The 20,703-nt window shown below is 43.4% G+C and carries 19 protein-coding genes; 9 read left to right on the forward strand and 10 right to left on the reverse strand.

From position 1 onward, the window contains the following. Nucleotides 1–53 precede the first annotated feature (53 nt). The 3 genes from IM515_RS14900 (at nucleotide 54) to IM515_RS14910 (ending at nucleotide 3,200) form a co-directional block, all read left to right on the forward strand. Nucleotides 54–209, forward strand: coding sequence for a WD40 repeat domain-containing protein (locus IM515_RS14900; RefSeq protein ID WP_223211809.1), 156 nt, complete (start codon nucleotides 54–56; stop codon nucleotides 207–209). Nucleotides 210–359: 150 nt separating this feature from the next. After that, nucleotides 360–1,343: a DNA polymerase III subunit delta gene (gene holA, locus IM515_RS14905; RefSeq protein WP_287628977.1), complete on the forward strand. Its 984-nt coding sequence runs from the start codon at nucleotides 360–362 to the stop codon at nucleotides 1,341–1,343. Nucleotides 1,344–1,544: 201 nt separating this feature from the next. Beyond that, on the forward strand, nucleotides 1,545–3,200 hold the full coding sequence (locus IM515_RS14910; RefSeq protein ID WP_287628976.1) for a CHAT domain-containing protein: 1,656 nt from the start codon (nucleotides 1,545–1,547) through the stop codon (nucleotides 3,198–3,200). Between the two features lie 332 nt (nucleotides 3,201–3,532). Here IM515_RS14910 and corA read toward each other — a convergent pair whose 3' ends face one another. Further along, nucleotides 3,533–4,690 carry a magnesium/cobalt transporter CorA gene (gene corA / locus IM515_RS14915; protein WP_287628975.1) on the reverse strand — a complete coding sequence of 386 codons (1,158 nt, stop codon included), beginning with the start codon at nucleotides 4,688–4,690 and terminating at the stop codon, nucleotides 3,533–3,535. Between the two features lie 114 nt (nucleotides 4,691–4,804). Next, nucleotides 4,805–6,091, reverse strand: a complete 1,287-nt coding sequence (locus IM515_RS14920; RefSeq protein WP_185239262.1) for an RNA-guided endonuclease InsQ/TnpB family protein — start codon at nucleotides 6,089–6,091, stop codon at nucleotides 4,805–4,807. Between the two features lie 257 nt (nucleotides 6,092–6,348). On the opposite strand from IM515_RS14920, the gene pdxA reads away from it, so the two are divergent. Together pdxA and IM515_RS14930 are read left to right on the forward strand one after the other, a co-directional pair. Next, nucleotides 6,349–7,377, forward strand: a complete 1,029-nt coding sequence (pdxA, locus tag IM515_RS14925) for a 4-hydroxythreonine-4-phosphate dehydrogenase PdxA (protein ID WP_287628974.1) — start codon at nucleotides 6,349–6,351, stop codon at nucleotides 7,375–7,377. Nucleotides 7,378–7,400: 23 nt separating this feature from the next. After that, nucleotides 7,401–8,765, forward strand: a complete 1,365-nt coding sequence (locus tag IM515_RS14930) for an NAD-dependent succinate-semialdehyde dehydrogenase (protein ID WP_193960356.1) — start codon at nucleotides 7,401–7,403, stop codon at nucleotides 8,763–8,765. A gap of 1,105 nt (nucleotides 8,766–9,870) precedes the next feature. On the opposite strand, the gene IM515_RS14935 is transcribed toward IM515_RS14930, so the two are convergent. From IM515_RS14935 to lysA, 5 genes are all read right to left on the reverse strand, one after another. Beyond that, entirely contained in the window at nucleotides 9,871–10,983 is a 1,113-nt protein-coding gene (locus tag IM515_RS14935) for a hypothetical protein (protein WP_287628973.1), read from the reverse strand. Between the two features lie 131 nt (nucleotides 10,984–11,114). Beyond that, nucleotides 11,115–11,429, reverse strand: a complete 315-nt coding sequence (locus tag IM515_RS14940) for a DUF1825 family protein (RefSeq protein ID WP_002767238.1) — start codon at nucleotides 11,427–11,429, stop codon at nucleotides 11,115–11,117. Nucleotides 11,430–11,799: 370 nt separating this feature from the next. Then, complete coding sequence (uppS, locus tag IM515_RS14945; protein WP_193961105.1) at nucleotides 11,800–12,549, reverse strand: polyprenyl diphosphate synthase; 750 nt, start codon at nucleotides 12,547–12,549, stop codon at nucleotides 11,800–11,802. After that, complete coding sequence (cdaA, locus tag IM515_RS14950; protein WP_002767240.1) at nucleotides 12,546–13,466, reverse strand: diadenylate cyclase CdaA; 921 nt, start codon at nucleotides 13,464–13,466, stop codon at nucleotides 12,546–12,548. The genes uppS and cdaA overlap by 4 nt, the downstream gene beginning before the upstream one ends. A 22-nt stretch (nucleotides 13,467–13,488) precedes the next feature. Continuing rightward, the gene (gene lysA, locus IM515_RS14955) at nucleotides 13,489–14,892 is read right to left on the reverse strand and encodes a diaminopimelate decarboxylase (protein ID WP_287628972.1); all 1,404 of its coding nucleotides are present in this window, start codon (nucleotides 14,890–14,892) and stop codon (nucleotides 13,489–13,491) included. Nucleotides 14,893–15,380: 488 nt separating this feature from the next. Here lysA and IM515_RS14960 point away from each other — a divergent pair, with 488 nt between their 5' ends. Next, nucleotides 15,381–16,136 carry a hypothetical protein gene (locus tag IM515_RS14960; RefSeq protein WP_287628970.1) on the forward strand — a complete coding sequence of 252 codons (756 nt, stop codon included), beginning with the start codon at nucleotides 15,381–15,383 and terminating at the stop codon, nucleotides 16,134–16,136. Between the two features lie 402 nt (nucleotides 16,137–16,538). Continuing rightward, nucleotides 16,539–17,264, forward strand: coding sequence for a GUN4 domain-containing protein (locus tag IM515_RS14965; RefSeq protein ID WP_287628969.1), 726 nt, complete (start codon nucleotides 16,539–16,541; stop codon nucleotides 17,262–17,264). A 36-nt stretch (nucleotides 17,265–17,300) separates the two neighbouring features. Here the strand turns inward: IM515_RS14965 and thyD are convergent, their stop codons facing one another. The 3 genes from thyD to petM all read right to left on the reverse strand — a co-directional run bounded on the left by thyD (nucleotide 17,301) and on the right by petM (nucleotide 19,017). Beyond that, entirely contained in the window at nucleotides 17,301–18,248 is a 948-nt protein-coding gene (gene thyD, locus IM515_RS14970; protein WP_287628968.1) for a thylakoid membrane protein ThyD, read from the reverse strand. 190 nt (nucleotides 18,249–18,438) lie between these two features. Next, complete coding sequence (gene psb28 / locus IM515_RS14975) at nucleotides 18,439–18,798, reverse strand: photosystem II reaction center protein Psb28 (RefSeq protein ID WP_002753287.1); 360 nt, start codon at nucleotides 18,796–18,798, stop codon at nucleotides 18,439–18,441. Nucleotides 18,799–18,903: 105 nt separating this feature from the next. Next, nucleotides 18,904–19,017, reverse strand: a complete 114-nt coding sequence (gene petM / locus IM515_RS14980; protein WP_043995981.1) for a cytochrome b6-f complex subunit PetM — start codon at nucleotides 19,015–19,017, stop codon at nucleotides 18,904–18,906. Between the two features lie 292 nt (nucleotides 19,018–19,309). Here petM and IM515_RS14985 point away from each other — a divergent pair, with 292 nt between their 5' ends. Together IM515_RS14985 and IM515_RS14990 are read left to right on the forward strand one after the other, a co-directional pair. Then, a complete protein-coding gene (locus IM515_RS14985; RefSeq protein WP_287628967.1) occupies nucleotides 19,310–19,831 on the forward strand; it encodes a DUF192 domain-containing protein in 522 nt (173 codons plus the stop codon). Between the two features lie 363 nt (nucleotides 19,832–20,194). Continuing rightward, entirely contained in the window at nucleotides 20,195–20,389 is a 195-nt protein-coding gene (locus tag IM515_RS14990) for a DUF2949 domain-containing protein (protein WP_002767245.1), read from the forward strand. The last annotated feature ends 314 nt before the right edge of the window (nucleotides 20,390–20,703 follow it).

The raw sequence follows: 20,703 nt of genomic DNA on the forward strand, positions 1-20,703 counted from the left end.
GGGTTTATCCTCTGCTGCTTGTGCTGATCAGATTAAACAAGCTTTCGGATCAAATGATTAAGTTTTGGTCTTTAACAAGCAAAGTAAAATTAGCAACCCTTGATCAACCCACAGACAAACTGTTATCTTTAGTAATTAGTGCCGATGGTAAATATTTAATTATTGGTAGTGCTGACAAAACTGTAAAAATCTGGCAGAATGGACAATAGAACGTAGGTTGGGTTGAAGCATGAAACCCAACGCCCGCATAGTTTACACTACCGCTAACCCATCCTACAAATAATTGTGCCTCCCTACTTAGTGCTGACAAAACTGTAAAAATTTGGCAAAATGGGCAATAGTAACACCTCAAGAAACTTATGCCGACAATATTTTATTGGGGAGAAGATGAATTTGCTATTAACCAAGCGGTGAAAAATCTGCAAGCAAAACTTCTCGATCCCCATTGGATACAGTTTAATTATGATAAAATTAATGGTGATCGCAATGAGGCAATTATCGAGGCCCTCAATCAAGCGATGACTCCAGTTTTCGGCATGGGAAATCGTTTAGTTTGGTTAGCCGATACGGTTATTTGTCAACAATGTTCCGAGGATATTTTCCAGGAATTACAGCGCACTTTGCCCAATTTACCCGAAAATTCCTATCTGTTATTAACCAGTGCCAAAAAACCCGACTCCCGCTTAAAATCGAGCAAGTTTATCCAAAATCAGGCAGAGGTTAAGGAATTTGAACTAATTCCGCCTTGGAAAGTCGAGGAAATTGCCCAAAGAGTTAGGGAAATTGCCAAAGAAGTGGGAGTAAAATTAACTCCCGATGCGATCGAACTCTTAGCTGAATCAGTGGGAAATAACAGCCGCTTGCTGTGGATGGAGTTAGAAAAACTGCGTTTATTTAAAAATAATTCGGCGGGAACTATTGACAAAAAGGACATTTTAAGCTTAGTCAATGCCAGCAATCAAAGCAGCCTACAGTTAGCCAGTGCTATTTTAAAACGGGAGACAGGCAAGGCCCTCGAATTAGTCAATGAATTATTAAATCGTAACGAGAACCCCTTGGCTATCACCGCCACCCTAGGGGGTCAATTTCGCACTTGGGCAATAGTAAAATTAAAAATTGAAGAAGGAGAAAAAGACGAGAAAAATATCGCCGCTGCCGCCGAAATTGCCAATCCCAAGCGACTATATTTCATTCGCAAAGAGATACAATCCTTTTCTTCTAAGCAACTTCTGGCCACCTTGCCCATACTTCTCGAATTAGAATATCGTCTCAAACGGGGTGCAGAACCTTTGGCAACTTTGCAAACAAAAATTATCGAACTTTGTTGTTTATTGGTGAGTTAAGTAGGGAGGCACAATTATTTGTAGGATGGGTTAGCGGTAGCGTAAACTATGCGGGCGTTGGGTTTCATGCTTCAACCCAACCTACGTTCATCTTGGCAAACAAAAATTATCGAACTTTGTTGTTTATTGGTGACTTAATACTCTTCCTTGCTGTTCAGAAATCCTCTAGAATAAGATTCTATAGACTTCTCAAGAACCACAATGACCGATGATGCCATCCCTAGTCTAAATTTAGCCATCGCTAGTTTAGCCACGAGTAATAATTTCGCCCGTTGGGTGACGAAAGCACCCCTACCGGGGGGATATGTGCATCATGACTGTGAATGGACCGAGAGTCTAACCACGGAATGGATGGCATGGCAGGAAATGTTCTGTCTGCAAAAAATGCCGAGCTTGCCGATGTTAGAGCAATTAGAAGCAAATTATCGACCTAAACTGACTCTTTCGGGAGAAGGCGGCAGTTATGGCGGTCGATTAATGCAGAAACTAGGTATTAGTCTCTGGCAATGGTTATTTCAAGCATCAATTGGTCAAAGTTTCGCCCAAAGTCAGGGAATCGCTCTCGGCAAAAATCAGCCCCTGCGAATTCGCTTGGAATGTCGCAACCCCTATTTAATTCTGCTGCCCTGGGAAATTATGCAGCAAGCGGGTAAACAGGCCATATCTCTGCATCCGAATATACTCTTTAGCCGCACCACCAGCGATGTGGACCCACTGCCACCGATAAAATCGAGTAATAGTCTCAATATTCTCTTAGTTATCGGCGAAAAACAGATTAAAACCACCGCTAGTTCCCTCAACCTCACCGCCATTAATACCGGTGGAGAAACTAATTCCGACCAGGCACTGGAATCCGAGGCCGCCAATCTCATCCGGGCCATCTCCCCTGGGGGCAGTGGTTCCCTCCAGAATTTGGGAGTGAAAGTCAAAGTCGATACCTTAATTCGACCGGGGTCCGAAGAACTGACCAAGGCCTTGGATACGGGTAAATATCAAGCTTTTTTCTACGCCGGCCACGGAATCGCCGCCCCCAATGGCGGTTCCCTATTTCTGCGGCCGGGGGAACAGCTAAACGGGACGGAGTTAGCCCAAGCTTTGGTGAGAAATCAGGTTATTTTAACGGTTTTTAATGCCTGTTGGGGTGCTTATCCCGCTAAATCGGGTCAGGAGATGATCCCCCGCAGCAGTCTGGCGGAAGTCTTGATTCACCATGGCGTTCCCGCAGTTTTGGCCATGCGAGATGCGATCGCTGATCGAGAGGCCTTGAGTTTTATCGAAGTTTTTACCCGCACCCTCTTCGGGTTCAAAGACAAAGAAGCGCAGATGTCCAAGTTGTTTCCCGGTCCGAGAGTCCCTATTGATCAGGCCGTTCGCATCGCCAGGCAGCAATTATTAACCCTCTACAAGTACAATCAACCCGCTTGGACTTTGCCGATTCTCTATATGCACCCAGAATTCGACGGGCAATTGCTGCAAACCCTTGATGAGACTCAATCACCGACGGTTATGCCCAATGTCTCCGGAACCATGCCCGCCGCTTTCTTATACTATCTCGATCGTCCCGAAAGAAAATGGTCAATCCGTGGTGGTGGCATGAATATAGGACGGGACATGGAAAATGATCTACAGATTACTGAAAAATGGGTTAGTAAAAACCATTGTCGGATAATTTGCCGTAAAAATGCCGATTATCCAGACTATCAATACTTTCTCGAAGATTTCTCCCGTTTTGGTACTTTTATCTATCAAGATGGCCACTGGAAACAGGTTCATAACCAAGAAGTTCCCCTAGAGTCCGGTTTACAGATTCGCTTCGGCAGTTGCCAAGGCCAAATCCTCGCATTTGTGGTCGAATAATTAGGGTTGGCTAAAAAAGTGGCTCTTCTCGACTTTGTGTGATAATTTTGGCTTATGGAAAGCAAAATGCTTACCGGACAAGACTTTTAAGACTATTTTGCGGAAGAAACTATTAGTATAGATTTCGTTTCCACACAGAAACCAGAAGAGCCAAAAAGTTTGTCCTGGGAATCATGAATTATGAATTATGAATTATGAATTGGGGAGGTGGGGTGATGGGGGAGTGGGAATTATGAATTATGAATTATGAATTGGGGAGGTGGGGAAGTGGGGAAATTGAACTAAAACCCTAAAACCCCAAAACCCCAAAACCTGACTCCTGCCTTCGTTAACTAAGTTTTTGCTTCCTCTTTCAGAGAATAAATTGGTTTAAACCAACCTTTGCGCCAGAAGTAGAAAATCAAGCCCCCCGCTACGGCTAACATGACTAACCAGACAAGGAAATAACTCCATTCTCCTTTCAATTCTGGCATATTCTCGAAGTTCATGCCATAGACACCAACGATAAAAGTTAAGGGAATAAAAATCGTCGAAATTACGGTTAAAAACTTCATAATTTCGTTTAATTTATTGCCCATAGTGGACATATAAACATCCATCAAACTCGCCGCTAATTCTCGATAAGCTTCGATAATTTCCAGAATTTGAATGACGTGGTCGTAGGAATCCCGAAAATAAATTTGTACTTCATCGCTGACTATACCATGATGGTCACGCATGAGTAGATGTAGGACATTTCGCATCGGCCAAATTAAGCGACGCAGTGCCAATAATTCCCGACGGACATCATAGATTTCCTGCATTGTATCTCGATCGGGATCACTAATGATCATATCTTCCAAGGCTTCAATCCGATCTTCGTAGTGTTCTACCACGGGAAAATAACCATCGATAATCGTGTCTAATAATAAATAGGTTAAATAATCCGCCCCCGATTTCCGTACTCGTCCCTGGGAAGTGCGAATTCGATCTCTGACTATCTCAAAACAGTCCTGTAACTCCTCCTCTTGAAAACTTAAAAGATAGCGTTTTCCCAAGACAAAACTCACCTGTTCTGTATCAAAACCGCTTTCATCTTCTTTCAGTCGCACCATCTGAGAAATCACTAACAATTGATTGTTATAATCTTCTAACTTGGGACGCTGCGGCACATTAACCACATCTTCTAATAACAAAGGATGCAGATTAAAAATTTCCCCCACTTGTTTTAAAACCGTCTCACTCCCTAACCCTTGAATATCCATCCAAGACACGGTATTTGTGCCAATATAGGGGGCGCAAGCATTGGGAGTAATATCCACCTTGCGAATGGCGTTATCTTCATCGTAGTCGATTAAAATAATCCGCGAGGGTTTGGCATCTGGTTCGATAATTAATGTCCCCGGTTCACTACCCGGTTCATCATAAAAATAATCGAAGTAGTCTTCTTCCTCGTCTCCATCGGTATCGGGACGGTGGTTAACGAATATATCTGGTTGTAGTTGGGTCATAAGCTTACAACAATCTGGCTAGTTTGGGCAATAAGAAAACAGAAAAGTTAAAAAATTTAATTTGCCTAAAGTTACTATCTATCGCCATGAGATTACATTGACATACTCCCACCGTCAAGCTACGCTGTGACGGGGGATTCTTTCCACATCGCTGTTAGAAATTCCTTGTTCAACGAGACAACTTAGATTCTCAATGTCTCCACTGAAAACCCAGAGGTCGGACTCTCCCAAGGCGTTTGGGTCGGTTTCTGTTTGCCCAACAGTACCGTTGAGATGATTTCCCAAATATTGCAACCCTTTTTTAAGAATGTTGATTGCTGCATTATGATCCCTATCTAAGACTGTTTGACAATTGGGACATTGATGAGTTCTAGTGCTTAATGTTTTTTGAACTCTCGTCCCACAAACTGAACAATCTTGAGTCGTGAAATGTGGTGGTACAGCAACACAAACAATCCGATAAATCTTGGCAAAATAATTCAACCATTCAGTGAATTGATACCAAGAAGCATCACTAATCGACTTGGCAAGTTTACGGTTTTTGACTAAGTTTCTTACCTTTAAAGCTTCATAGACTACCAAATCATTAGACTGGACTAACGCCAAAGCGTCTTTAATTGCTTTGTCTTTACGTTGTCTTGACACCTTAAGATGAAGCCTAGCCACTTTTATCCGTTGCTTGTGATAGTTGTTAGACTGTTTCTTTCCTTTACGAAACTTTTTGGATAATCGTCGTTGTGCTTTTTTTAGTCGTTTTTCTGACTTTCTTAAATAACGTGGATTCTCTACTATATTGCCTTGAGCGTCGGTATAAAATTCCTTTAACCCTAAGTCAATTCCTGTTATTTGTCCCGTTGGTTTATGGTATTCTTGCCGTTCTACGTCAATCAAAAACTGGCAATAATAACCATCGGCACGTCTCACAACTCTTACCCGTTTAATCTGTTGTTCTGAATAATAAACTAAGGTCTTTTGACTACACCATAAATCAAATTCTCCTGCTTTAAAACCATCAGTGAACTTGATTTTACGTCTATCATCAGATAGTTTGTAGCCTGTTAGTTTATACTCAACCGAACGGCTATGCTTTTTAAACCGAGGAAAACCCTTTTTCCCCGGTATCTTAGCATGACAATTCTGGTAAAACCTATTAATTGATTGCCAGGCTCTATCAGCAGCCGATTGACGAGCTTGAGAGTTTAATTTATTAACCCATGGTGTCTCTTTATTGTTAGCTAGTACCGCACAAAGCTTTTGAAGATCATTCCGGGTTGTTCCCTTATTGTCCATCCAATAACGAACACAAGAGTTACGCACAAACTGAGATGTTCTAATTGCTTCATCAAGCTGGTGATATTGTTCTGGTGTCCCGTTTTTTAGCTTGGCTTCTACGACTAGCATTGATTAATCCTCGACCCTGGACCAATTAAGTATAACACAGTTTACCTACAAATGGTAGAATTAAAATCGTGCTTCGCAGTCAATATCCTGGTCGGATTTCATCCCCCGCAAAGGTTGATGTCTTGTCAAAAAATTTAGCGGGGGCATTCATCCGACATTTTAGGTAAACTGAAAATTGTTTACTGATTTATTCCCTCCTGATAATTATCAACGATGAGATTAATCGGGAGAATTAGCAATATTGACGGCCAAAATTTATGGAATCCGCCTCTTTTATTCCCCGTCTAGTTATCCCCGTCGGTGATCCCGCCGGAATCGGCCCTGAAGTGGTGTTAAAAGCGATCGCCGATTCCCCAATCTCGTCCGGTTGTCAGATTACTCTAATCGGCACCAGAACGCTTCTCGAAAAAGCCTATCACGATCCCCATCTTCTTGATCGCTTTTCTCTGATCGATTTGCCCTACAATCAAGAAAAAATCGTTTGCGGGCGTGGGGATGCCCATAGTGGTGAAATTAGCTTTCTTTACCTGCAAGAAGCCATAAAACGCACCCTCAAGGGCGAATTTGATGGTATTGTCACAGGTCCGATCGCTAAATCCTGTTGGCAGTTGGCCGGTTATGATTTCCCCGGTCAAACGGAGGTTTTAGCTACCATGGCGGGAATTAACCGTTATGGGATGCTATTCGTCGCTAAATCCCCTCACACCGGCTATAACTTACGCACTCTCCTCGCCACTACCCACATCCCCCTGCGAGAAGTTCCTGATGCTCTTAACCCCGATCTGATGACCCGAAAACTAGACCTATTGATCGAGTCTTTAAAGCTAGATTTCGGCATCGATCGCCCCAAAATCGCCATATCCGGCCTTAATCCCCACAGTGGCGAAGCGGGAAAACTGGGAAGGGAAGAAAAAGACTGGTTACAGCCTTGGCTAGAGTCAATGGCGCAGCAATACCCGCAAACCCAACTAATCGGCCTTGTCCCCCCCGATACCCTTTGGGTGGAACCGGGACGCGCTTGGTTTAGCGGTGCAGGGCAACCCGCCGACGCATATCTGGCATTATACCACGATCAGGGTCTAATTCCCGTCAAATTAATGGCTTTTGACTGTGCTGTTAATACTACCATCGGTTTACCCTTTGTTCGCACCTCTCCAGACCACGGGACGGCTTTTGATATCGCCGGTCTTGGCATCGCTAGGGCCCAGAGTATGCAAGCGGCGATCCAATTAGCGATCGAATTATGTCAGCAGCGGGACAACCGGAGAACTAAACTAGAGATATAGCCCTCGATAGGAGACAATTGGATATGGGTATCGCTTCAGTTAACCCTGCCACGGGAGAAATTCTCAAGACTTTTACCCCTCTAACCTCGGAGGAATTGGCGGCGAAATTGGCCCTAGCTGAGGCGACTTTTCAGCAGTATCGCCGCACCGCCATCAGTGAACGGGGACAGTGGTTACGGCAAGCGGCGGACATTTTGGAACGGGATCAGGTGGCATTGGCTAAAACCATGACTTTAGAAATGGGGAAACCAATCAAATCAGCGATCGCAGAAGTCCTCAAATGTGCCTTGGTTTGTCGTTTTTATGCCGATAATGCCGCCGGTTATCTGGAAGATGTGCTGATTACCACCGATGCTAGTCGCAGTTTTGTCCGTTATCAACCTTTAGGGGTGATTTTAGCGGTTATGCCCTGGAATTTCCCTTTATGGCAAGTATTTCGCTTTGCTGCCCCCGCTTTAATGGCGGGAAATGTCGGCCTACTCAAACACGCTTCTAATGTCCCCCAATCAGCTTTAGCGGTGGAAAGAATTTTATTAGAAGCCGGTTTTCCCGAAGGTGCTTTTCAAACTCTTTTGATCGGGGCCGATCGCGTTAGTGATTTAATTAACGATGAACGGGTAAAAGCCGCCACTTTAACTGGTAGTGAACCGGCGGGGATGAGTTTAGCGGCCGCCGCAGGAAAACAGATCAAAAAAGTGGTTTTGGAGTTGGGAGGTAGTGATCCTTTTATCGTTTTAGATACTGCCGATATCGAGGCGGCAGCGGCTACGGCAGTGACGGCGCGATTGTTAAATAATGGTCAGACTTGTATCGCCGCTAAACGGTTTATTGTTATGGAAACTGTCGCCGATCAATTTGAACAGTTATTAGTGGCCAAATTCCAAGCTTTAAGAGTTGGTGATCCCCTCGATGAAACTGTTGATATCGGTCCTTTGGCCACGGCATCGATCATCTCGGAAATTGCCGCCCAAGTGGAAAAAACCGTCGCTATGGGTGGTAAAGTCCTTGTGGGGGGTCAACGTTTAGAGGGAAAAGGTAACTTCTATCTACCGACGATTTTAACCGATATTCCTGCTGGTTCTCCGGGGGAAAAAGAGGAATTTTTCGGACCGGTGGCTTTACTATTTCGAGTCAAAAATATCGATGAAGCGATCGCTTTAGCTAATGATAGTCCCTTTGGTTTAGGTTCTAGTGCTTGGACGAATAACCCCGAAGAAATTGAGCGTTTAATTACTGAAATTGAGGCCGGTTGTGTGTTTATTAACGGTATGGTTAAATCCGATCCTCGCTTGCCCTTTGGGGGTATTAAACGTTCTGGTTTTGGACGGGAATTAAGTGTGGAAGGTATTCGCGAATTTGTCAACGTTAAAACTGTTTGGATTAAGTAAATCAGTAGGGTGGGTTAGCAACGCGTAACCCACCACCATAACCAAAATCACCCACCACAATTGTCGGTGCGTTACGCTATCGAAGAGCGCACCCTACGGATTAAAAATATGCCGCGCATTTTTGATCATATTGAGTCCCATTTATTGCCAATTTTACAGAAAAGGGGCTGATTTTTGTGTGGGTTATTTTAATTTGCGCGGTTGGCAGTAACCTTTACACCTTTAATACCTTTGACCTTTATGATGAGCTAAGGCCATTTGATAACAAGAAATGGGGAATACTCCTTTTAATCCTTGTCCTCAGTCATTTCTTCCCAAATAGCAACGACTATACTAATAGGTAAAAAAACAACAAGAAAGGGAATATAAATTAAAGTTATTAATAAATCAATCAAAAAAATTGGGTCTCGAATATTATATTTAAGTAGTCGTGCAAAATTAATTTCCTAGTCGAGACTCCGAGACTCCGAGACTCCGAGACTCCGAGACGGGAGACGGGATACAGGAGACGGGAGACGGGATACAGCTATTAGGGATCGGATTTGAGTTTTCAGTTCACTGTTTACTGATCACAGCAGAAGTCTGACGGAGTAGTGGCTTATATGTGTAATTAATTGTGATTAGATACTTACCTAAAATGTCGGTTTGAAGGAACCCTCGGTTTCACCGACGCGCTTGCGCTTTCGCGCTTTACGCTTTGAAAGTGAAGATATACTTTTTTAGCGTATCTGGATTTTGTGTATTTTCTCAGTTTTTTTTAAACTTTACTCCAGTATCTAATAGACCTCGACCTAATATTATCTCAAGACCAAAAGTCTTTCTAGTTAAGGAATATACCCGAATAAAAATTATTTTAATTGCCTCATATTTTTTCAGTGAAATTGAATTAGCAACGATAGATATACATTTCAGTTATCGAACTACTTAATTAGTACATAAGCTAAAAGCAAGCTGTGACTGGGTTATAATTTTTGGAGATGTCTAATTTACTCTTAATAGAAAGAATAGATTCATAAATATATTTTTATTCCTCATAATAGCCCCATTCATGCAATTGTACTCCTGACTCCTAACCCCACCAACAAACTTTTTCAGCCAACCCTACTTAGGTTCTCACTAAGGATTTATTGACACTGGCTTCAATTTGATAAATAGAGGAAAGGACGCTACCTTGATGATTATTGACTAGATCATATTTGACTTCTTGTAAATAATTAAAAATGGCATCCCGCAGAATTGGTTTTTCAATGTTTACCGTGTGCTGATAGTCCCATAAATCCCAAATTATCAAACCAATTCCCACGATTGGATCGATTAATTCTGCCCCAAAACTACTCGCTACTGCTCCACCGGTTTTAGTGGCAATTTTCGCCCCCGTTTTTCCCGCTAGGGACAAATAAACTGTGCTGCCCACTTTCATCACTGGGATGAGAGATTTAACTCCCAAAGCAGTGGCACCACCGACTAAAAGTTTAATTGATGTGTTAGAAATATTGCCCTCGGTATCTTGAATTGTTATGGCTATATCACTAAGATAACGATCCCATTTGCCTTGGGGAATTTGATAACTGGCCTGAATATTCTCTAATTCATTGCTTAAATTACTGACATATAAATTAACGGCATCCCTAGTAATTCTCTCTAGACGTAATTGGGCCTCTTGGGGACGAATTACCCGTTTAGTAAACTCGGTTTGAATAGTTTTGGTCAAATTTTCTGCCACCACCTGTTCCGGGGGTGGATTATCTGTATTGACCCAGTGAGCGATCGAGGAGTATAATCCGCTTAAAAAGGCCTTACCCTCAAATTGTTTTTGATTGAAATAGTTAAAATACCAAGGCAAAAAACCCTGATCTACTCTTGTCATCAACTCCTCCACCCATCCCTCAATTTCTCCTAGGGCAAAGCTTTGAGAATTGGCTCTCGCTGTCTGTAAAGCTTGGCTAATTTCTCGATCGATTTTACTGTTAGATTTTTTGGTTATACTGACGGGAATCTCTAGGTTAGTTTCGGTAGCAACCTTAGTTTTTAACGGTTCATTGCTGGTTGTTCCTAGCCAAATTTTCCCTAAAAGAGGCACGATAACCACTAGAACAACTATAGCCCAAATTAACGGGGTTATCGCCTTAATCAGTTGACTAATTGCCTGAATGCGGTTAGTTTTTTCACTATACTGAGGTGGCTCAATATTTTCTTGTGAATCTGGCCTAGAGTTCATCAGCTAACCTAGTTAAAATTATTAGATCATCGTTCTCGAAAACCCGCAGAAACCCCAATTTTCCGAGCAGTAAACAGCGAGAGAGCATTATCGGGCAAAAGACAGCCAATACCCGATAAATATCGGCAATTTTAGCGAATTTCCGCCTTCATCCGCTCAAGGGTTTGCTCCATTTGGTCGAACATCATTTGCGGAGTCATACCAAATTGACCTAATTGGGTTTTTAGCTGTTCTACGGTCATTTGGGCGGAGAAATCCTCAGATAACTCGAAACGCTTCATAAATATCTTGTAGCGTTCCATTAACTCCTCCATCCTATCGATAAAGATGATTTTACCCTCTCGATCGAATTTCCCGTACTCGCTGCCCAGTTGTGTGAGAGACTGGTAATCCTCAAATAGCTGTCTAGCTTCCTGTTGAACCACTTCTGAGTCAAAGAATCCCATAATCTTAAAACTGCTTATCGTCGATAGTTATTTTCCATCCTATTTTATTTTAGTCGGGGAAAAAGTCTAGCTCTGGCCGATTTACGGATTACCGTATTGGGGAAATCGAGAGGATCACAAACTGCCTCCCCTCGCGGTTTAACCTAAATCCAGTTATTAAAAACTGATTATCTATTCCCCCTACCCCCCCCGATGTCGGGGGGCAGGGGGGGTTGCCTCTTGCATGAGTGCCTATCCTGATATGTTACCTATACTTAACGGATTGAGTATTAACCGTTGCCCCAGGGAGTTTAAGATTAAAAGTGAAAAATCAAGAATTGTCCTTTAACTGCTCCACAGTGGCTATTTCGCTAAATTTGGGCTGCAGCCCTTATAATTTGCCAAAACGACGATGACGACCCTGATAATCTTTTAAAGCGCGGTGAAATTGCACTCGATCGAAATCGGGCCAGAGGGTGTCAGTAACGTAGATTTCTGCGTAGGCCATTTGCCAGAGTAAAAAATTACTAATTCTCATTTCCCCACTACTGCGAATTAACAGGTCTGGGTTAGGAATCCCAGCAGTATAAAGATACTGTTCAAAGAGAGATTCATCGATCGCTTCTGGGGAGACTAAACCCTGTTGCACCTGACGAGCGATCGCCTGACAAGCTTGCACGATCTCCTCTCGGCCACCATAATTAGTAGCCACCGTAAATTGAATACCGGAATTTTTGCTAGTTTCTGCTTGAGATTTAGCAATTTCCCGTCTTAAAGACTCTGGCAGGGCCGATAAATTACCAATAAAGCGAATTTTGACATTTTGCTGCATCATTTCTTCCAATTCCCGCCGCAAAACCCGCTCGAATAGAGTCATTAAAAACTCTACTTCTTCCAGGGGACGACCCCAATTTTCCGTCGAAAAAGCATAAGCAGTTAAAGCGGGAATCCCCCAGTCACGACAACAGCGCAGCAAGTCTTTGAGTGCATCTACTCCCCGTTGATGGCCCATAATCCGGGGTAAACCACGACTTTTCGCCCAACGACCGTTCCCATCCATAATCACTGCGACGTGCTGAGGCAAACGGTTTTTATCTAAATCCGTAGGTAATTCTGGTGATAAGCTCGGTTTAACAGTCATTTTCTATCTTTCGGGGTTGCTCTGGGCGAACGGGAGAATTTTTCTAAGATTAGACGACCTTTTAAGCCAATTGTACGCCCTAAACGTCCCCAACTCGGTGCGACCACTTCCCCCTCTCCCGACGGAGAAAACTTCGCTTCGAGCAGCTCTTTTAGCTTACTACTGGTTAAAGGCCGATCCAAATTACCCCCCGACGCGAGGGAAATCGAGCCGGTTTCCTCAGAAACCACAATACAGATACAATTATCTAGCCTTTCGGTAATGCCCATGGCTGCCCGATGACGGGTGCCTAATTGCCTAGAGGTACTGCGCTCCGATAGGGGTAGAATAACACCAGCGGCCACCACTCGATCGCCCCGAATAAATACGGCCCCATCGTGCAGTAAAGTTTTAGTTTGAAAAATAGTTTGAATTAATTCCTTAGATACTTCGCCATTTAGCGTCACCCCCGGATTGACAAACACCTTGGTGTCGAGATTGCCACTGGTTTCTAATACCATCAGCGCGCCGGTGCGATTTTGAGATAGATCCTTCACCGCGTCCACTAACTCATCAATGACATTATCGGTCTTGGGAGTGGGGGAACTTTTTTGAAATAATTCCCATACTTGACCTTTGCCCAATAATTCTAAAAAACGGCGAAATTCCGACTGAAAAATCACAGCGATCGCCACAGCTGCCCCCAAAATCAATTTTTCTAGGACTAACCCCAGCAAGCGCAATCCTAGGGCATCGCTAATCACCGAGGCCAGCATTAAATAGATTAGTCCTCGCACCATCCAAAAGGTACGCCGCTCGCCGATAATTAGCAGCAGCATATAGGTAAGCAGGAGAACTAACCCAAAGTCTAGGAATGACAGACCATGGCTGAGAATCCAGGACAATAACCGGCGAGGGTCCAGAAAAAAACCCGACATGGGGGGACAATAGCGATGAGGTTTATATTAAGGAGAGTCGAGTGGGTAGGCGGTCTTGACGCAGCAAATCCGCCAGATTTTCCCGTTCAAGGATCAGATTAGCTTCTCCATTTTGGACAATTACCGCCGCCGGACGGGGTAAGCGGTTGTAATTAGAAGCCATACTGTAGTTATAGGCTCCTGTGGCTAAAACCACTAAAATATCCCCTGGGTTGGTTTTCGGTAGCGCAATATCCTTAATTAGAATATCGCCAGATTCACAGTGTTTTCCAGCTATTGTCACCACTTCCTGACATTCTTGACTCATTTTATTGGCGACCACGGCCCGGTAAACCGATTGATAGGTAATCGGTCGGGGATTGTCGGACATTCCGCCATCGACGGCGATATAGGTGCGGATTTCGGGGATTTCTTTGCGATTACCCACTGTATAGGCCGTTACGCAAGCGGTGGCAATCAGAGAGCGTCCCGGTTCGGCAATGAGCAGCGGATAAGCGATACCTCTTTCCTGACAAGCTTTGGCCACTGCTAAGGACACCGCTTGCACCCATTCCTCGATACTTGGGGGGTCATCACTTTCGAGGTAGCGAATTCCTAAACCACCCCCGACGTTTAATTGCTCTAGGGGTAAACCCCGTTCTAAACCTAATTTAAACCAATCTGCCAAGACAGCGGCTAAGTCTTGGTGGGGTTGACGTTCAAAAATCTGGGAACCGATGTGAGCGTGTAAACCCAGACAATTCAGCAGCGGATGAGCTAAAACATAGTCAAATACCGCTTCGATTTGATGAGGGTCAAAACCAAATTTACTGTCTAAGTGACCCGTGCGAATATATTCGTGGGTGTGGCACTCGATACCGGGGGTTAAGCGCAATAGGATCGGAATAGGAGTATCAGGACGATTTTCGCCTAATTTAACCAGATTTTCTAACTCTAGCCAGTTATCAACGATAATAATGCAGTTATGCTCGATCGCGTATTCTAACTCGGCGATCGATTTGTTATTACCATGAAAGTATATCGGCACATCAGTTTTATTGATCTGGTCTAAAGCGGTTAACACCGTGTGAATTTCTCCGGCCGACACCACATCAAAACCTAATCCTTCACTAGCGACCACGGCCGATACGGCCAGGCAATTCCACGCTTTCGAGGCATAAATTACCCTAGATTCTCCGGGATAATGTGTCTGGAAACCTTGCAGATATTGACCACAGGCAGTGCGGAGGGTGACTTCATCGACAATATACAAGGGTGAACCGAAACGTTCCACTAGGGTGGTCACATCACAACCACCGATTTCTAGACAATCGCGGTTATTAACCTTGGCTGTCAGGGGTAACAGGGTTTGATTCGGGGATAGACAATCTTGATAGGCTAAATATTTTTGTCCGGAATTGCTGATTTTAGGTTCGGTTGATAGCATGATCGGTGTTTTTTGTCAAGAAATCGATAATTTTTGTTACAATCTCCGCGCATCCCCGATTCAGTTAAGGGAATTTTGACCGTCGGTGATCTAGATAACCAAAATAGTTCTCTCTTTCAGTGTACGATCAACCACCTGCTAAAAATCCCTTTTTTGTCATGGAACAACTTTGACTTGAGTTCTCAATGCGCTCAGGGTGAGAGCATCTCAAACGCTATTGACAATTGGACATTTTTGCCATCCGCTTGCTGTGTGGTCATTTCAAGTGATACCAGTCAATCAGAATAGTTACGAACTCGACCCTTTTGGTCGATTTTGGCTTAACAATTGAGATGGCAAATTCTACTCGAATATGCCTGAATCGTGGGTAAGCAACCCAGATAAAGTTCATTTTGTCAAGGATTGTTAAGATGCGCTTACCCCGTCAATGCGCCACGATATTATGGCATATCAAATAACTGTAATTTTGTCGAATAGAAAAAACTATCATGATGCGTTCAGTCTTTCTTAACATTCTCTTGAGCGCTGGCTCGCTTATGATTGCTCTCCTCGAGCCTGCTTACGCGGCCAAAACCACCATCGGCCCATTTCGAGATTTCCAACAAACTTTCTCCCCAACTGAAGTGATTAACGGCGGGTTTGGATCAACACAAACCAATACCTTTGTTTATTTTTCAACGACTTATCCCTATGCTCCTACTAATCTGTCATGTAATCCCTACAATCCCTCACCGCCAGGCCTCTTCTGCGGTCGGCTCTATGTTCCTGACTTAGTTGAAATTGGTCCGGGCCTCGACCCTTGGTTCCCCCCCAATCTGGATTTGCGAGTGGCTGGCGCGTCCTATCTGACCTACGAGACGGGAGATCTGGAATTTACCTTTACCACAATCTACGGCAGAGATGCCAGTACCGCTGCCGATCCCAGTTTGGCGATCGCTGGTTTCGAGGTCGGAAACGTACTGATTGATTTTGTCTCCGAGAAAGTCATTGGCAAATCAGGAACTGTCTATCCGGCAACGACTCGCCAGGTCTTGAGCCTTGATCAACTGAGATTACTACCAGGACTTGATCTTTCTCCTTTCCAAGGATCGGGATCGTCTCTCGTGTATCTGTTTGAAACTATCGTTCCCTTTGCTGAGGTGACAGCCGTACCAGAAAGCAGCAGTCCGCTCGCTTTGGGATTGCTATCCTTAGGATTTGTCACTGTCAGCGCCGTCTCTCGCCATTACCATCGACAGCATTAACCATCGAGCCGACAGCGAGCAAGATTGTTGTCGGCTCGATGAGTGTAATTAATTCGTACCCACTGTCCGCACTTCTTAACATTCAATTGATAATTTTTACTAATATATTGCTGACCACCCCTTGCCAGTAAGGATTATAGCTACAATGAGGGATTTTGATCAAGGTGAAGAATTGTAAATTTTTTTCTCAGAAAAAATCAATTATTGAAAATGTTCTCAATAGTAGTTTCTACAATCAAGGTTTTTCGTCAAAACATCTTGGGGAATGTAAAAATATATAAAAGTATATGAAGAGGTGCGGAATGTCGGCCGCTAAAAATCCCTTTTTTGTCAGGAAAAAATCGAGCAGCGACCCCGAAATAGTGGTAATAGTATTGAAGGAGTGGTCTTAAAAGTGATGATATGACTGACCAGAATGGCGTGTTAGTAGAAGAACAGAGCGAGGATATTACCCGTAAGATGAGTCAATTAGCCACCGAGTCGCCGAAAAATCAATTACAGATCCTGACACAATTAGCCGGGGACGGAGAAGGTGGCCTAACTGTATTGAGAGATTTTTTATTAGCCCAGCGGCCGACTCCTGTTAATCTGGTGACAGGTAAGGCCTATCAATTGCTCTATCAAGATAATAGCGCTCAGAGCCAGGAATTTTTAGCTAATTATTTCCCCACGGGTATTGTTCCCCTCGATAGTGCTAAAGGTATCGATTATCGACTTTTACAGGAATTATTGGCTAAACAGGATTTTCAAACTGCCGATAGTCTCACCCGTCAAAAACTCTGTGAATTAGCAGGAGAAGGAGCAATACAGAGGAAATGGGTTTATTTTACGGAAGTAGAAGCTTTCCCCAAGGTTGACATTCAGACTATTGATAATCTTTGGTTAGTTCATTCGGAAGGGAAATTCGGTTGGTCGGTGCAGCGCAAATTATGGCTCGGTGTCGGTCAAGATTTCCCGAAACTTTGGCCGAAAATTGGCTGGAAAAATGGCAATAATTGGACAAAATACCCGCAGGAATTTATCTGGGATTTAAGCGCTCCCGTGGGCCATTTACCCCTGTTAAATCAACTGCGCGGGGTGAGAGTGGCTGCCTCTTTATTCTCCCATCCCGTCTGGAGTGAAAAATAGATTGAGAACACCCGGTCCGGCTATTGTATCAGATTTCTACATTTTCGGGACGATTTCCTCTAAGGCCGCTTCTAGATTAGGATAACGATAGTCAAAACCGATCGCTTGAGTGGCTTTTGGCAGCACTTCTTGACCTTCTAAGACGATTTTTGCTCCTTCTCCCAAGAGAATTTCCAGGGCAAAATCCGGCACTGGCAACCAAGAAGGACGCTTCATTACTTCCCCTAAAATCTGACAGAATTCTTTCATCCGGACGGGATTGGGTGCAGTAGCGTTGAAAGTACCGTTAATTTCTGGGCGATCTAGACAATAGATAATTAAATTAATTAAATCATCCCGATGAATCCAAGAAAACCACTGACGACCGCTGCCAATCGGACCGCCGGCAAAAAGTTTGAAGGGTGGGATCATTTTCCCTAAAGCACCCCCATTGCCTAAAACAATACCCGTGCGAAGAATGACTAAACGAGTGCCGTAATCTTTAACTTTTTGGGCGGCTGTTTCCCACTTTTTACAGACATCTGCCAGAAAATCGTCACCGGGAGGGCTATTTTCGTCAAAACTAGCGGTTTCACTGGTTCCATAGTAACCGATCGCCGAGGAGTTAATTAAAACTTGCGGTTTCTGGGCGGCAAGTGCGGTCGCAACGCGCTCGCTACGCGAGATCGCCTCGACAATTTTCTCGGTGCCGATTTGCCGACTAGCAACGATCGCCTGTTTTGCTTCACCGGTCCAGCGTTCCGAAATCGGTTCTCCCGCTAGATTAATCACTGCGTCACATCCGGAAATCTCTTGTTGCCAATCCCCCGATTCTGTGGCGATATAGGGAATAATCTCTATCTTAGGATAGATTGACTTTGGGTACATTCTTAGGGCTTTATCGGGATTGCGAGTCAAAATTAGGATGTCATCGCCGCGATCATAGAGTTTGACCACCAATCGACTACCCACAAATCCCGTCGCCCCAGTAATCGCTATTTTCATGGTTTCTTGACTAAATTTATCCTTATTTTAGCTGGTTTTTAACTATCAGAATTCAGGAGTTGAGAGTTGGGGTTTTAGGGTTTTAGGGTTTTAGGGTTTTAGTTGAAATTTCCCCATTCCCCTATCTCCCCATCACCCTATCACCCCATTCCCCCATTACCCCACACCCCATCACCCCACTCCTGTCTTCTCACTTATCCTGATACCCCATCCCGTTGGCGGCCGCGTAACGATTCATAAAGCGCATAAAACGCTCCCAGTGTTCATCGGTGATTTCAAAACCACATTCTACCCGTTGAATTTCATCCCCTTCATCTCCTCCAAAAATAAACTTAGTCGAGTTGGGAATAACTGTAATCACTCCTTCCTCATCGGTGAGACGGAGATCACCGTAGGTGCGGGTGGTGAAACTTTGGAAACGTTCGATCGCTTTCAGGGTTTTAAAAGTCATCAGGACATTGCGAATCCCGGTATTTTTATTTTTGCGGAGACTAACACCGCTTAATTCTTCTGATAAACCGACAAAAAACTCGATCGTGGGAGTGGTCATAGGTATAGCTATAAAATTTTAGTTATTGATTTTCTCTTAATTACTTTTGACTGGAGAAAAATAGTTCATGATTACTAATAAAGTAACCATGAACCGAAAAACAAGCTATTCCGCTTCTCCACCTTGGATTTTGAGGAGGAGAAAACCCCAAGCTAATCCGACGAGGACGAGAACGCTCGCCACGATCGGCCCATTAAATAACATACTTTCTGCGGTCATGGTGATTGCTCCTGAGCCTACAATAATCGATCATATAGATAAGTGGTATTTTAACCTACGAAGGCGATCGACTGCTGCCGGACTGGGGCAAAATTGAGGGGGAAAATCGGCAAATAAATTTGAGAACTTTCCTAGTATATACGTTCTAACAATCCTCAAGGAAGGATGCTCACCCCCATGCTAGATATTTTTAATACTATCTTTATATTTTCTGTCGCTACTTTGTGTTAATGTCTTATCTGCTTAATTCTTCAGTTATCCTAGGAAAATTAAGTATTGATAACTATTGGTGATGACTGGTAAAAAATCATTTATGCTCAAGATCAAGTTAACATTATTTTTAGGTTTGTTGCTGCTGAGTTGTCAATCGACTAATCTCAATGGTAATAATAGTTCGATGGGTCAGATTACGACTGAGAATCAAGGGCAAATATTACCGATCACGGCCAAAGCAGATATTAATGGTGAGATGATTGAGTTAGAAGTTGCTCAAACCAGCGAACAACAGGCCAAGGGTTTAATGTATCGCTTGTCTTTGCAGAAAAATCGCGGTATGCTATTTCCCTTTGCACAACCTCTGGTAGCCCGGTTTTGGATGAAAAATGTCTCGATTCCTCTAGACATGATTTTTCTAAAAGATGGTATAGTAAAAGCAGTTTTGCTCAATGTTCCCCCTTGTGCTGTGGATCCTTGTCCTGTCTATGGGCCAAACACCATGGTTAATCAAGTGATTGAACTAGCTGGGGGTCGAGCGAAAGAATTAGGAGTGAAAGAAGGAAATAAAATTAAGATTGAGTTGATCTCAAGACCTTGATTTTTGAAAATGGTGTTAACTTTCTTATAAAAAGTGTCCCTTGTCTGGAAATATAAGTATGGCTTTTAGAAGCTATTACGCATTTATACTGTTTAAGATATAACCATATCGATTAAGATTTTTATAGTCTATCAAGTCATAGATTGAATAATCTTTACCCTTGCTATAGATTAAACAGAGACAAAATTCTACTGGATCTAACGGGACTATTTGTAAGAGAGCCAGCGATTTTTAGAAAAGCACTCTCTATCATCGAGATAGCTTAGATACAGAAAAACGGTCGCAGGACTAACTGTCCTTGAAACCGAGCAGGTGGTGTTTTATTGAAATTACGAGATATACTATTGAGGAAAAAGTCCCCCTATGTCCACGATTGCCTATTCCCAATTCCGACGATTTCTACAAGAGGAATTGTCCCTTCCCCAAGAATCGATCGCTATGGCCGAGCGAGCGATCCAATCTGATAAAATTCATTTACCGATGATTCTCTGGCAGTACGGTTTAGTGACCTTGGAACAATTAGACAAAATTTATGATTTTCTCGAAGAGGTAGTATAATCTTGCAATTGCTCACTATTGACAAGGAGAATAATTGCCATGGCTGCTCATAGTTTCTGGCACAATTTGAAAATTCAGATTCCAAAAACTACTAATCATCATTTGAGAAGTGGGTTATTTAAACCCACTTTTTTAATAACTATACAATTGAGAATTATCGATTAACTGCTCAGTCCATGAAACCCCATGACCAATTTGCCAAAAATTACCTTGAACAATTACTTTCTCCCCTGGGAACCGTCGAAATCAGCAAAGAAGTCAGCGATGAAACCCGACAGATAGACCTATTTTTTTCCCCCAATCCCGAACCAAAC

The sequence above is a fragment of the Microcystis sp. M44BS1 genome (genome assembly GCF_020244875.1).
Classification (GTDB): Bacteria; Cyanobacteriota; Cyanobacteriia; order Cyanobacteriales; family Microcystaceae; genus Microcystis; species Microcystis panniformis.